The organism is Xanthomonas sp. NCPPB 4467, assembly GCF_041475665.2.
GTDB lineage: Bacteria > Pseudomonadota > Gammaproteobacteria > Xanthomonadales > Xanthomonadaceae > Xanthomonas > Xanthomonas dyei.
On the sequence record NZ_CM191260.1, the window covers coordinates 4,000,900 to 4,014,251 of the forward strand.

A 13,352-nucleotide genomic window follows, 5' to 3' on the forward strand; every position below is an offset into this window, starting at 1 on the left:
ATGCGTTGACAGAAAGGGCGCGCTTTGCACCATGACCAACGACCCTTGCCGTCGTCGTCATGATGCGCTGGTCGGCGCGGCCCTCGACACTGCATACCACCGCCCGGGCACGCCCGATGGCGCAAACCCGCGCGGTCACTCCACGCTGGGGTCTGGCGCCACGCGCACTACGCGGGAGACGGGGTGCCACGTCCTGATGCCTGCGCTCAGCGCTCCAGCCCCAGAAACTCGAGCACGTGGCGCGCCAGCGCCTCTACATTCTCACCATCGGCGTGAAGATGGATCTCCGGCGTCTCGGGCGCCTCGTACGGCGAGTCGATTCCGGTGAAATTGGGGATCTGCCCGGCCCGCGCCTTGCGGTACAACCCCTTCACGTCGCGCGCTTCCGCCACCGCCAGCGGCACATCCACGAACACTTCGACAAACTCGCCCGTATCGAAACGCTCGCGCGCCAGTTGCCGCTCGGCACGGAACGGCGAGATGAAACTGACCAGCACGATCAGGCCGGCATCGGCCATCAGCCGCGCCACTTCCGCCACGCGGCGGATATTTTCCACGCGGTCTTCGTCGGTAAAGCCCAGATCGCGGTTGAGCCCATGGCGCACGTTATCGCCATCCAGGATGAAGGTGTGATAGCCCAACGCATGCAGCTGCTTGTCGACCAGGTTGGCGACAGTGGATTTGCCCGCGCCCGACAGGCCGGTGAACCACAGCACGCGCGGCGCCTGGCCCTTGATGCGCGCACGGGCGCTGCGGTCCACCTCCAGATGCTGCCAATGCACATTGCCGGCGCGGCGCAACGCAAACTCCAGCGTGCCCGCTGCCACGGTGGCATTGCTTTGCCGGTCGATCAGGATGAAGCCGCCGAGCGCGCGGTTGCGGGCGTACGGCGCGAAGGCGATGGGCTCGTCCAAGGCGAGATTGCAGTAGCCCACTTCGTTGAGTTCCAGCCGCTTGGCCGCCAGCCGCTCCTGCGTATTCACATCGACCTTGTGCTTGATCTCGCTGACGCTCACGGTGACCGTGCGGGTGCCGATCTTGAGCCAGTACGGGCGGCCGGGCAGCAGCGCGGCATCGTCCATCCACAGCAGATGCGCGGCGAACTGGTCGGCCACTTCCGGCGGGTCGTCGATGGCGGCGACGATGTCGCCACGGCTGATATCGATCTCGTCGCGTAGCGTCAGCGTCACCGCCTGCCCTGCGCGTGCGCTGGCCACCGCGCCATTGGCATCCAGCACCGCAGCCACCTGCGAACGCCGCCCCGATGGCACCACCACCACGGCATCGCCCACGCGCACCTGGCCGGACGCGATGGTGCCGGCATAGCCGCGGAACTGTGAGTTGGGGCGGTTGACCCACTGCACCGGCAAGCGCAGGCCGCTGCCGGCCTCGGGCGGCTCGATTTGCACGCTGTCCAGATGCTGCAGCAGATGCGGGCCGCTGTACCACGGCATGCGGGTGGAGGCGCTGGACAGGTTCTCGCCGGCCAGCGCCGACAACGGGATGCACTGCACATCGGCAATGCCCAGCTGCGCCGCCAGCGCGCGGTAGCCCTCGGCGATGGCGCTGAAGACATCGGCGTCGTAGTCCACCAGATCCATCTTGTTGACCGCCAGCACCACGTGGCGGATGCCCAGCAACGACACGATGTAGCTGTGCCGGCGCGTCTGCGCGAGCAGGCCCTTGCGCGCGTCCACCAGCACCACCGCCACATCGGCGGTGGATGCGCCGGTGGCCATGTTGCGCGTGTATTGCTCGTGGCCGGGGCAGTCGGCGACGATGAATTTGCGTTGGTCGGTATCGAAATAGCGGTACGCCACATCGATGGTGATGCCCTGCTCGCGCTCGGCCGCCAGCCCGTCCATCAGCAACGCGTAATCGATGCCCTCGCCTTGCGTGCCGTGCCGCCGGCTATCGCTTTCCAGCGCCGCCAGCTGATCGTCGAACAAGCGCTTACTGTCGTAAAGCAAGCGTCCGATCAAGGTGCTCTTGCCATCGTCCACGCTGCCGCAGGTGATGAAGCGCAGCAGCGGTTTGGATTCGTGCTGCTGGAGGTAAGTGTCGATGGAGTCGCTCTCTCGGGACTCGGGACCGGGGACCGGGGACCCGAAAAAGCCAGAGGCGATCGCGCCGTCGGCATGACACTGGTGTTCCCGGGTCCCGAGTCCCCGGTCCCCGGTCCCGGCATCTCCATTCCCATTTTCCCATTCACTGCCCATCAGAAATACCCCTCGAGCTTTTTCTGTTCCATCGATGCGCCGGGTGCGTGGTCGATCATGCGACCCTGGCGTTCGGAGCTGGTGCTGACCAGCATTTCGGCGATCACCGCTTCCAGGGTGTCGGCGGTGGAGTCGATCGCGCCGGTCAGCGGGTAACAACCCAGCGTGCGGAAGCGCACCGAGCGCAGCTGCGGGGTTTCGCCCGGCTGCAGTGGCAGGCGCTCGTCGTCGACCATGATCAACGCACCGTCGCGCTCCACGACCGGGCGCGCTGCGGCGAAATACAGCGGCACCACCGGGATCTTTTCGCGGTAGATGTACAGCCAGATATCCAGCTCGGTCCAGTTGGACAACGGAAACACGCGCACGCTCTCGCCGGGTTTGGTACGGGCGTTGTAGAGGTTCCACAGTTCCGGACGCTGGTTTTTCGGGTCCCAGCGATGGCGCGCGTTGCGGAACGAAAACACCCGCTCCTTGGCGCGCGATTTTTCTTCGTCGCGCCGTGCACCGCCGATCGCCGCATCGAACGCGCCCTGCTCCAGCGCCTGCTTCAGGCCCTGGGTCTTCATGATGTCGGTGTGCACCGCGGCGCCGTGAGTGATCGGGCCGATGTCCTGCGCGATGCCATCGGGGTTGATGTGCACGCGCAGATCCACCCCGGTTTCGGCCGCGCGGCGGTCGCGGAAGGCGATCATCTCGCGGAATTTCCAGCGCGTGTCCACGTGCAGCAGCGGGATCGGCGGCGGCGACGGCGCAAACGCCTTGAGCAACAGATGCAGCAGTACCGAGCTGTCCTTGCCGACCGAATACAGCATCACCGGGGCCCGAAACTCGGCGGCGACCTCGCGCAGGATGTGGATGCTTTCGGCTTCGAGCCGGTCGAGATGGGACAACGGGGGCAGGGTCATCAGGGTGTCGGGAGCGGCGGCGGGCAAGACCAGCCGATGGTAGGCCAAGGCAGCGCAGTGTGTGGCGGGCAGATGTCTGCTTGAAATAAGCGGGCGGCATAACGCGATAACGGGTGATCCTTTCTGAACGCGCGAACGCTTCCCTAACATCGTTTATCCAAATCCCCCGCCCCTGGATCCGAATGACCGCCGCCAGTTCCGCGCTACCGCCCAGCCCCTTGCCCGACGAGCGCAAGGCGCTGCTGGAACGGTTGGTCGAGGGTCTGGATACCGCAGCGCTGTGGTGGCTGTCCGGCTACACCGCCGGGCTGGCGCAGGGTCATCCGCCGCGCTCGCTGGCGGTGCTGCCGGGCGGGCAACCGCAGGCAGCTGCGCAGGACAGCCAGCGCCTGACCGTGCTGTACGGCAGCCAGACCGGCAATGCGCGCCGCCAGGCCGAGCAGCTGGCCGCCGATGCCGAGGCCGCCGGGCTGAGCGTGCGGCTGCTGCGCGCCGATGCCTACCCCACCCGCGAACTGGCTAACGAACGCCTGTTGTACGTGGTGATCAGCACCCAGGGCGAAGGCGACCCGCCGGACGATGCGATCGGCCTGGTCGAATTCCTGGCCGGCCGCCGCGCGCCCAAGCTGCCCGAGCTCAAGTACGCGGTGCTGGGCCTGGGCGATTCCAGCTATGCGGAGTTCTGCGGCATTGCGCGGCGCATCGACGACCGTCTGGCCGAGCTCGGCGCCAGCCGCGTGCAGCCGCGTGGCGAAGCCGACCTGGACATCGACAGCATCGCCGACCCATGGCGCGCGCAAGCGCTCACGCATGCGCGCGAGCTGCTCAAGAGCGCCCCGCACTCGGCCACGGTCACACCGTTGCGCAGCAACCCGGTGGCGCCGACGTGGTCGCACCAGCACCCGTTTGGCGCCGAGCTGCTGGCCAACCAGATCATCAGCGGGCGCGACTTCAAGGGCCCGGGCTTTCGCGTCTATGCACAGCCCGGCAAGCGGGTGCGGCATCTGGAATTTTCGCTGGAAGGTAGCGGCCTGAATTACGAGCCCGGCGATGCGCTGGGCATCGTGCATCGCAACCCGCCGGCGCTGGTGGACGCGGTGCTGCAGACCTTGCGGCTGGATGGTCATGCCGCGGTCACCGTCGGCGACCAGACGCTGGCCTTGAACGAGTGGCTGGCCACCCGGCGCGAACTGACCAAGCTGTCGCGGCCGTTTCTCACTGCCCATGCCGAACGCGCAGGCGCAGACGAGCTGCAGGCGCTGCTCACCCCCACCCAGACTGCCGGCCTGGCGTCGTTGCTCTCCGATCATCAAGTGATCGACGTGCTGCGACGCTGGCCGGCGGATTGGGACCACGCCAGCCTGCTGGACACGCTGCGCCCGCTCACCCCGCGGCTGTACTCGATCGCCTCCAGCCGCAAGCGCGTGGGCGATGAAGTGCATCTGGCGGTGGATGAACTCAACTACCAGGCGCACGGGCACGCGCATCTGGGGTCGGCCAGCGGTTTTCTCGCCGCGCTTGCCGAAGGCGATACCGCACCGGTCTATATCGAACCCAACGCCCGCTTCCGCGTGCCGGCCGACGCCGACCGCGACATCCTGATGATCGGCCCGGGCACCGGCGTGGCGCCGTTCCGCGGTTTCGTGCAGGAACGGGCCGAAACCGGCGCCAAGGGCCGCAACTGGCTATTCTTCGGCGCCCAGCATTTCAATACCGATTTCCTGTATCAGGCCGAGTGGCAGCAGGCCTTGCAACGCGGCGAGCTGCACGCGCTGGACCTGGCGTTCTCGCGCGACCATGCCGAAAAAATCTACGTGCAACACCGCCTGCGCGAACGCGGCGCCGAGGTCTACGCCTGGCTGCAGGGCGGCGCGCATGTCTATGTCTGCGGCGCCATCGGCATGGGCAAGGATGTGCACGCCGCCTTGCTGGACGTCGTCACCACCCACGGCGCCCGCAGCGCCGAAGACGCCGCCGCATATCTCACTCAGCTGCAGGTGGAGGGGCGATATGCGCGCGATGTGTATTAGTGCCGGGAATCGGGAGTGGGGAATCGGGAATTGGTACAGCCCTCACCTGACTTTTCCTGGCAGACCAAGCCGCTTTTTACGATTCCCTATTCCCCATTCCCGATTCCCATGAGCCACTCTGTCGAAGACATCAAATCCGAAAGCCGCCGTCTGCGCGGGTCGCTGCAGCAGAGCCTGGCCGACCCGGTCACCGGGGCGCTGCGCGAGGACGATCAGACGCTGATCAAGTACCACGGCAGCTACCAGCAGGACGATCGCGATATCCGCGATGAGCGGCGTCGGCAGAAGCTCGAGCCGGCGTATCAGTTCATGATCCGCACGCGCACGCCGGGCGGGGTGATTTCGCCCAGCCAGTGGCTGGCGCTGGATGGCATCGCCACGCGTTACGCCAACCATTCGCTGCGTATCACCACGCGCCAGGCGTTCCAGTTCCATGGTGTGATCAAGCGCGAACTCAAGGCGACCATGCAGGCGATCAACGCTACTTTGATCGATACGCTGGCGGCGTGCGGCGACGTCAATCGCAATGTGCAGGTGGCGGCCAACCCCTTGTTGTCGCAGGCGCATGCCACGCTGTACGCCGATGCCGCGCGCGTGTCCGAGCATCTGCTGCCCAACACGCGTGCGTACTACGAAATCTGGCTGGACGAAGAGCGCGTATCCGGTTCCGGCAGCGAAGACGAGCCGATCTACGGCGACCGGTATCTGCCGCGCAAGTTCAAGATCGGCTTCGCCGCACCGCCGCTCAACGACGTGGACGTGTTCGCCAACGACCTGGGCTTCATCGCCATCCTGCGCGACGGCGAGCTGCTCGGCTACAACGTCAGCATCGGCGGCGGCATGGGCGCCAGCCACGGCGACGCGGAGACCTGGCCGCGTGTGGCCAACGTCATTGGATTTGTGACCCGCGATCAGTTGCTGGATCTGGCAACCGCCGTGGTCACCACGCAGCGCGACTTCGGCAATCGCGCAGTGCGTAAGCGCGCGCGCTTCAAGTACACCATCGACGATCATGGCCTGGACACCATCGTGGCCGAGATCCAACGCCGTGCCGGTTTTTCGTTGCAGCCTGCAAGGCAGTTTGCGTTCGACCACAACGGCGACCGCTATGGCTGGGTCGCAGGCGAAGACGGCCTGTGGCATCTGACCCTGTCGCTACCGGCCGGCCGCATTGCCGACACCGACACCGCCGCGCATCTGAGCGGGCTGCGCGCGATTGCGCAGTTGAACGTGGGCGAGTTCCGGATGACGCCCAACCAGAACCTGGTCATCGCCGGCGTCCCTGCACAGCAGCGCGCGCAGATCGATGCGCTGGTTGCGCAGTACGCGCTGGATGCGGGCAACCATGCCGGCACCGCCTTGGCGCGCGGCGCGATGGCCTGCGTGGCACTGCCAACCTGCGGCCTGGCGATGGCCGAAGCCGAGCGTTATCTGCCCGACTTCAGCGCGGCCTTGCAACCGTTGCTGGAACAACACGGCCTGGCCGACACCCCCATCGTGCTGCGCCTGTCCGGTTGCCCCAACGGCTGCTCGCGTCCATATCTGGCGGAGATCGCGCTGGTGGGCAAGGCGCCTGGTCGCTACAACCTGATGCTGGGCGGCGACCGTCGCGGCCAGCGGCTCAACACCTTGTATCGCGAAAACATCACTGAAGCAGAGATCCTGGCCGCGCTGGAGCCACTACTGGCCCGTTATGCCGCAGAACGCGACCAGACCAGCGATGAAGGCTTCGGCGATTTCCTGCACCGCAGCGGCCTGATCGCCCTGCCGCCCTACCCCACGCACCGTCACCTCGACCTGGAACTGCTCGCATGACCGCGTTGCCTGCTGCATCGATCACCTCTTCCGCGTTGGACGATCTGGACGCGCTCAACGCGCAGCTGGAAACCCTGCGTGCCGACGAACGCGTGGCCTGGGCGCTAGAGCATGGCCCGCAGGACGCCGCGCTGTCGTCCAGCTTCGGCGCGCAATCGGCGGTGACGCTGCATCTGCTCACCCAGCAGCGCCCGGATATTCCGGTGATCCTGATCGATACCGGCTATCTGTTTCCGGAAACCTATCGCTTTGCCGACGCGTTGACCGATCGGCTCAAACTCAACCTCAAGGTCTATCGCCCGCTGGTCAGCCGCGCCTGGATGGAAGCGCGCCATGGCCGCTTGTGGGAACAGGGCATGGTCGGCATCGACCAGTACAACAACCTGCGCAAGGTCGAGCCGATGCGGCGCGCACTGGACGAGCTCAATGTCGGCACCTGGTTCACCGGCCTGCGCCGTAGCCAGTCCGGCGGACGCGCACAGACGTCGATCGTGCAGAAGCGTGGCGACCGCTACAAGATCAGCCCGATCGCCGACTGGACCGACCGCGATGTCTGGCAATACCTGCAGGCGCACGACCTGCCGTATCACCCGCTGTGGGAACAGGGCTACGTCTCGATCGGCGATTTCCACACCACCCGCCGCTGGGAACCGGGCATGCGCGAAGAAGACACCCGCTTCTTCGGCCTCAAGCGCGAGTGCGGGATTCACGAGGACATCTGAGCGGTGGCTGCACACGCAGCCATCGCATCACGCCACCGCATTCGCTTGCGCGCGCTGCATCCAGTAACGATCGAACAACCACATCAGCAATAACGACAGCCCGACCAGCGGAAAGAGCAACCCGCACAGCACCAGCAGCACTAGCAATCCGCGCAGGGTGCGTGGGTCGGCGGGCAACGGCGGCACGCCCAGGCCACCCACCGGCCGCCGCTTCCACCACATCACCGCGGCACTGACGCACAACAGCACGATCGCCGCGCAGGCAACCAGCAGGATCAACTGATTGGCAGTGCCGTATTGCTGGCCCAGGTGCACATTGATGCCCCATTCCAGCGCACGCCCCACCGGCCCGTAGTCGCGATAACGCATGTCCAGCAGCACCGCGCCGCTGTACTGATCCAGATGGATCACCCGTTGCTGCTGCAAATCGGCCGGATACACCGATGCCGTATACACACCGCGCGCACCACGCGGCGGCGACACGCTATACCCCGGCGCAATGCCGAGCGCATCGAACCGCGCCATCGCCGCGTCCAGACCAATCGCGCCCATCCCCGGCGCAGCGACACTGCCGGCGCCACCGTGCGCTGCATGCATCGCATCAGCACCAGGCACGGCAGACTCCGGAATACGTGCCTGCCGTAACGACCACGCCGGTTCGGTGGTCTCGGATAAGCGCTGCTCCGACATCGGCTGCTGCACCCGCAGCCCGGCCGGATATCCAAAATCATGCCCGTTGGCCCAGCGATTGACCTGTGCGCCCCACAACCACGACCACGGCATGCCGGTCAGCGCCAGAAATAACAGGACCGCACCCACACCGGCACCGGTCACCGCGTGCAGGTCGCGCCAGAACAGCCGCTGTGTCGGCGTGCCACGGACGTTGACCACCCCACCACGCCGTCCGCGCGGCCACCACAGGTACACACCCGTGAGCACCAGCACGATCGCCCACCCCGCCGCCATTTCGATCAGCCCCCGCGCGAACGGGCCGATCAACTCCAGGCTGTGCAGCCGGCGAATCGTCCAGGCCATCGTGCCGTGCTCGGGCAAGCGACCCAGCACACGCACGCGATACGGGTCCACATACACCACCGTGCGGGTGCCATGCGCGTCCACCAGGCCGATCTCGGCACTGGCATCGGCGCGTTTGGGCGTGGTGTAGCGGAACAACGTCCCACCATCGCCACGCTGCGCCACCTCCACCAGTTGCTGTGCGGACGCGCGCACCGCGCCCACCGGCACCACTTTCAAACCGTGGTGCACGGTGCGATCGATGGCATCCTGATACAGAAACGCCGCGCCGGTCAGCGCCAGCCAGATGATGAAAGGCAGCACCAGCAGCCCGGCATAGAAATGCCAGCGCCACACGGCCCGATAGAACCGCCAGCGGCCATCGCGCGGCAGGATGTCGACGCTGGCGGTCCCAGTGTGTGTACGCATCAGAAACTCCAATCCCAGGACACCGACAGTGCGCGGCCATCGCCTGGCGAATAGCCGGAACTGCCGCTGTCGTACCACGCGTAGACATAGGCGCGATCGGTGACATTGCGCAATTGCACGCTGAGCGCATTACGCGCATCCACGTTCCAGCGCGCGCCAAGATTGAGCAAGGCATAGCCGCCGGTGCGACCCAGGGTATTGCTGCGCTCCAGGTAGTAATCGCCCTGCGCATTGCCCCAGGCGCTGAGCTGCACGGCTGCACTCACCTGCCACTCCAGCCCGGCGGTGGCCAGCCAGTGCGGCACGTTTTCGATCTCCTTGCCGCGCGTGGCCGGCGCGCTGGGGTCGGGCGTGGCGATGCTGGCCTTCTGCCGCGAATACGACATCCACGCACGCCAATGCTCGGCAGGCTGCAGGTTCAGTTGCGCATCCCAACCGCGCCGCAGCGTCCGCCCGACGTTGGCTACATCGCCGATGCCGGCCACGCCATTGACACCGAGAATGGTGGCCACTTCGCCAGACGCACGTTGTTCCCAATACGCCACCCGCCCATCCAGCAGTGCCGACGGGGCGAATTTGAAGCCGGCTTCCCAGCCATCGTTGATCGATGGCCCGAGATTGCCCGGCTGGCGACGGTAGGCACCATCGCCGCTGCCGATCTGGAAGGTGCGTCCCCAGTTGGCGTACACGCTGCTCTGTTCGCCCACGCGGTAGCTGGCACTGAACTTGGGTTGCTTGATGGTGCCGTAGTCGTAGCTCGGCGCCCAGACACCGGCCAGCAGGTCATGCAAGGTGCCATCGACACGATCGATGCGATACCCCGGCACCAGTTGCAAGCGGTCGACCGGGCTCAGCACCGCCTGCACATAGGCACCTTGGGTGTGCAGATCGTAGTTCCAGTCGCGCAGTTGCGCGCCGCGCACGCGTGCGACGGTGCGGTAGCGCTGCGACCGGTTGTCCTGCCACTGCGCATCCGCACCAGCTTCCAGCGCCGCATTCCAGAGGCCCCAGTCGGGCTGCCAGTTGCCGCGCAGCAGCACGCCGCGATGGGTTTCATCGGTATCGCGCTCCTGCTGCAGGCCGGCCGCGGAAAAACGCACCCAGCGTTGATTGCGATAGTCGTTCTGGTAGGCCTTTGCGCTCCACTGCGCATCCGCGCCCAGCGTGCCATCGGCATGCAATGCGGTCTGACGCACACGGCGCTCGCTGCGATCGTCCTGCGCATAGGCCGGCGAACTGCGCGGCGCCGCACGCGCACTGGCCGCATCCAGATACCCCGCCTCCAGCGCGTGGTTGTCGTAGTAGCGCGTGGTCAGCCCGGCACGGAAGGCGCCATCCGGGTCGGTGTAGAACCACTTGCCGGCGACGCTGCGTTTGCGCGCATCGGCGTGCGCGCGATAGCCATCGGAATCGCGCCAGGCCAGCACATAGTTCTGGCTCCACGGGCCGCGCTCGAATCCCTTGCCCAGCTGCACTTCGCGCGCACCGAAACTGCCCGCGGTCACGCTGAGGCGGCCATCGTTGCCACCGGTGCGGGTCAGCACATCCACGCTGCCGGCGATGGCGTTCAAGCCATACCGCGCATCGTTGGTACCGCGCACGATTTCGATCGCACTGATGTCCTGCGGAAACACCGCATCCAGATAGGGCATGGCACCGGCGTTGTCGTTGCTGGGGATGCCGTCGATCAGCAGCTTGACCGCGTTGATCCGCCCCTCGCCATTGAAACCACGGAACGAAAACCGCCCTGCATCGGTGCCCATGCGGAATTGGGTCACCTGCACGCCGGGCGCGCGCATCAGCAGTTCCCAGCTGTAATCCACGTGCTGATCGTGCAGCAGCGCACCACCGATCACATCCACCGAACTCAGCACGCGCGCCGTACTCGGCGTGCGCTGCGCGTGCTCGCTCACCTGCACCTTGCCCAGCGTCAATGCCGCATCCTGCGCCTGCACCTGCCAGGCGTGGCCACACACCAGCGCCAACGACGGCGCGTACCACATCGTTTTCAACAACCGTAACCGCATGACCAACCCTTTGCCGTGACACCACGGCAATGCCGCCGTGCCCCGCCCCACAGGGCGAGCACCGGCTTCGTTCAAAAGAATGCGTCGTCCATCGCGTGCGCGCAGGCACGCCAACGCATCAGGCGCAGACAGGCTGCAGCAGAACGGACGCCCGCAACGGGGCAAGGCTCAGGCGTACAACGGTGGCCCACGCGCTCCGAGGGCGGTCCAACGCAAGGCCGACCATGCCCGCACCGCGGCAGGCAGCGGTATCGGCACCGGACGTCGCTGCAGCAGACACAGCACCAGCAGTGCCAGCCAGGGCAGCAGGCGCGCGGCCAACATGCAGTAGTCGCAGGCTTCGCCGTGCAGCGCGGCGTCATGGTCGCCGGCACGTTGCGGGGCGCCGGGCATGCCGTGATCCCGAGGCACTGCGCTGTACGCTTGCGCAGGCGCGTGGCTCGCATGCACTGCAGCGCTGGTGCCAAGCGCCGGGCCACTCATGCACATCGGCTCGAGCATGCGCGCCTGGCTCCAGCGGCTGATCAACGGCGCCAACAGCATCAGCGCCACTGCCAGGCAGGCGAGCAGGTGCAACAGACGATGGCGATGAAGCGCGGGCATCGCCGCAGTGTAAGCCGCCATGTCGGCAGGAGCGATGGGAGCGGCCGGTGCGCGACCGGATGTCGCACCCAAACCCGCGCAGGCGTCCGGGCGGACCAACATCGCACGCTGCCGCCTGTCGACCTGCGCCCCACCAGCCACCGCCATGGCCGAATCGATGAAGCACAGGCCATCACCTGAATATCACTGCCGCTCCATTGTCCAGGCCGGCAGTCACAGTTCTACCGATGCGTATAAGGCTGCGCGCATGCGAGGCGTCGCCATGCCCTATGCTTGGGTGTCATCCCATTCATCCTGCCCGCGCATGAGTACTGTCCTGTCCGATCCAGCGGCTGAGCCACTTCCCTGCGCGCCCAAACCGCCCAGCGAGGCGCTGCGCCTTCAGGCCCTGCGCAGCTACGGCATCCTCGATACGCCGCGCGAGGCGGCCTTCGAAGACATCACCCGGCTGGCGTCGATCATCTGCCAGACTCCGATCGCCCTGATCAGCCTGGTGGACGCGGACCGCCAGTGGTTCAAGAGCGAGCTCGGCATGGGCGAGCGCGAGACGCCGTTGTTCAAGTCGATGTGCGCGCATGCGCTGCTCGACAGCGACGTGCTGGTGGTGCCGGACACGCGCGAAGACAGCCGCTTTTCGCGCAACCCGCTGGTGACCGGCGAAGCGCCGCTGTATTTCTATGCCGGTGCGCTGTTGAAGACGCCGGACGGCCTGCCGTTAGGCACCGTCTGCGTGCTCGACCGTCAGCCACGCAAGCTCAGCGACGAACAGGTCGAAGCGCTGCGCGCGCTCGCGCGCCAGACCATGGCGCAGCTGGAATTGCGCCGTGCGCTGCTGATCGCGGAAGAATCCGACCGCTACCGCAGCCGCTTGATGGCCATTGCCGGGCACGATCTGAAGACTCCGCTGCGCACCGCTGCCTACGCCATCGACAAGATGCGTCGGCATGCCAACGTCGATTCCATCCCGACCTTGGTGACTGCGCGCGACGCGATCAGCCTGGTCGGTCGCAGCCTGGACGAACTGGCCACGCTGGCCGCCGCAAGCAAGTCCGCCATGCCGGATCTGCAGCCGCTGCAGCTGGAAGACGTGCTGCATTCGGTGCTCGGCGTCTGGCGCCAGCCTGCCATCGACAAGTGTCTGTCGCTGCGCCACGTACCGACCTCGCTGCGCGTGCGCAGCCACCCGACCTTGTTGACCACCCTGATCGGCAATCTGGTCGGCAACGCGATCAAATACACCGAGCGTGGACGCGTGCTGGTCGGCACCCGCCGCCGCCCCGGCTATGCAGTGGTGGAAATCATCGACAGCGGCATCGGCCTGAATCTTGAGCAGCCCGAGCAGGTCTTTCAGGCGTTTCGCCAGGCCGACCCACGCAGCGACGGTCTGGGCATCGGGCTATGGATCGTGCACCGCACCGCCGAGACGCTGGGGTGCGAGGTGAAGGTACGGCCACGTTCGGAAGGCGGCACCTGTTTTTCGGTTCGCATTCCGTTGGCCTGACGCGCTCGCGCGCAACTGCGTGGCGATGTGCGACCGCGCAGCTGTGCAGCAGACCTGGCGCACGTCGCTTCATAGGCGTTGATT

9 protein-coding genes are annotated in these 13,352 nt (G+C 66.4%); 4 read left to right on the forward strand and 5 right to left on the reverse strand.

What is annotated here, in order from left to right:
• Nucleotides 1-206 precede the first annotated feature (206 nt).
• Nucleotides 207-2,126 carry a sulfate adenylyltransferase subunit CysN gene (cysN, locus tag ACCQ06_RS17435; protein ID WP_372365856.1) on the reverse strand — a complete coding sequence of 640 codons (1,920 nt, stop codon included), beginning with the start codon at nt 2,124-2,126 and terminating at the stop codon, nt 207-209.
• A 92-nt stretch (nt 2,127-2,218) separates the two neighbouring features.
• Complete coding sequence (cysD, locus tag ACCQ06_RS17440; RefSeq protein ID WP_104616568.1) at nt 2,219-3,127, reverse strand: sulfate adenylyltransferase subunit CysD; 909 nt, start codon at nt 3,125-3,127, stop codon at nt 2,219-2,221.
• 182 nt (nt 3,128-3,309) lie between these two features.
• Here cysD and ACCQ06_RS17445 point away from each other — a divergent pair, with 182 nt between their 5' ends.
• From ACCQ06_RS17445 to ACCQ06_RS17455, 3 genes are all read left to right on the forward strand, one after another.
• The gene (locus ACCQ06_RS17445; protein ID WP_316688123.1) at nt 3,310-5,157 is read left to right on the forward strand and encodes an assimilatory sulfite reductase (NADPH) flavoprotein subunit; all 1,848 of its coding nucleotides are present in this window, start codon (nt 3,310-3,312) and stop codon (nt 5,155-5,157) included.
• Between the two features lie 108 nt (nt 5,158-5,265).
• A complete protein-coding gene (gene cysI, locus ACCQ06_RS17450; protein ID WP_316688125.1) occupies nt 5,266-6,972 on the forward strand; it encodes an assimilatory sulfite reductase (NADPH) hemoprotein subunit in 1,707 nt (568 codons plus the stop codon).
• A complete protein-coding gene (locus tag ACCQ06_RS17455) occupies nt 6,969-7,694 on the forward strand; it encodes a phosphoadenylyl-sulfate reductase (RefSeq protein WP_316688127.1) in 726 nt (241 codons plus the stop codon). The genes cysI and ACCQ06_RS17455 overlap by 4 nt, the downstream gene beginning before the upstream one ends.
• Before the next feature lie 27 nt (nt 7,695-7,721).
• On the opposite strand, the gene ACCQ06_RS17460 is transcribed toward ACCQ06_RS17455, so the two are convergent.
• The 3 genes from ACCQ06_RS17460 to ACCQ06_RS17470 form a co-directional block, all read right to left on the reverse strand.
• Nucleotides 7,722-9,137, reverse strand: a complete 1,416-nt coding sequence (locus ACCQ06_RS17460) for a PepSY-associated TM helix domain-containing protein (RefSeq protein ID WP_316688128.1) — start codon at nt 9,135-9,137, stop codon at nt 7,722-7,724.
• On the reverse strand, nt 9,137-11,140 hold the full coding sequence (locus tag ACCQ06_RS17465; protein WP_228324500.1) for a TonB-dependent receptor: 2,004 nt from the start codon (nt 11,138-11,140) through the stop codon (nt 9,137-9,139). The genes ACCQ06_RS17460 and ACCQ06_RS17465 overlap by 1 nt, the downstream gene beginning before the upstream one ends.
• A gap of 192 nt (nt 11,141-11,332) precedes the next feature.
• Complete coding sequence (locus ACCQ06_RS17470) at nt 11,333-11,767, reverse strand: DUF2946 family protein (protein ID WP_104616569.1); 435 nt, start codon at nt 11,765-11,767, stop codon at nt 11,333-11,335.
• Nucleotides 11,768-12,071: 304 nt separating this feature from the next.
• Here ACCQ06_RS17470 and ACCQ06_RS17475 point away from each other — a divergent pair, with 304 nt between their 5' ends.
• Nucleotides 12,072-13,268, forward strand: coding sequence for a GAF domain-containing sensor histidine kinase (locus tag ACCQ06_RS17475; RefSeq protein WP_316688129.1), 1,197 nt, complete (start codon nt 12,072-12,074; stop codon nt 13,266-13,268).
• Nucleotides 13,269-13,352: the final 84 nt, after the last annotated feature.

Coding starts and splice junctions, on each gene's coding strand:
- cysD (WP_104616568.1), bottom strand. CDS start 3,127: ATGACCCTGCCCCCGTTGTCCCATCTCGACCGGCTCGAAGCCGAAAGC.
- ACCQ06_RS17445 (WP_316688123.1), top strand. CDS start 3,310: ATGACCGCCGCCAGTTCCGCGCTACCGCCCAGCCCCTTGCCCGACGAG.
- cysI (WP_316688125.1), top strand. CDS start 5,266: ATGAGCCACTCTGTCGAAGACATCAAATCCGAAAGCCGCCGTCTGCGC.
- ACCQ06_RS17455 (WP_316688127.1), top strand. CDS start 6,969: ATGACCGCGTTGCCTGCTGCATCGATCACCTCTTCCGCGTTGGACGAT.
- ACCQ06_RS17460 (WP_316688128.1), bottom strand. CDS start 9,137: ATGCGTACACACACTGGGACCGCCAGCGTCGACATCCTGCCGCGCGAT.
- ACCQ06_RS17465 (WP_228324500.1), bottom strand. CDS start 11,140: ATGTGGTACGCGCCGTCGTTGGCGCTGGTGTGTGGCCACGCCTGGCAG.
- ACCQ06_RS17470 (WP_104616569.1), bottom strand. CDS start 11,767: ATGCCCGCGCTTCATCGCCATCGTCTGTTGCACCTGCTCGCCTGCCTG.
- ACCQ06_RS17475 (WP_316688129.1), top strand. CDS start 12,072: ATGAGTACTGTCCTGTCCGATCCAGCGGCTGAGCCACTTCCCTGCGCG.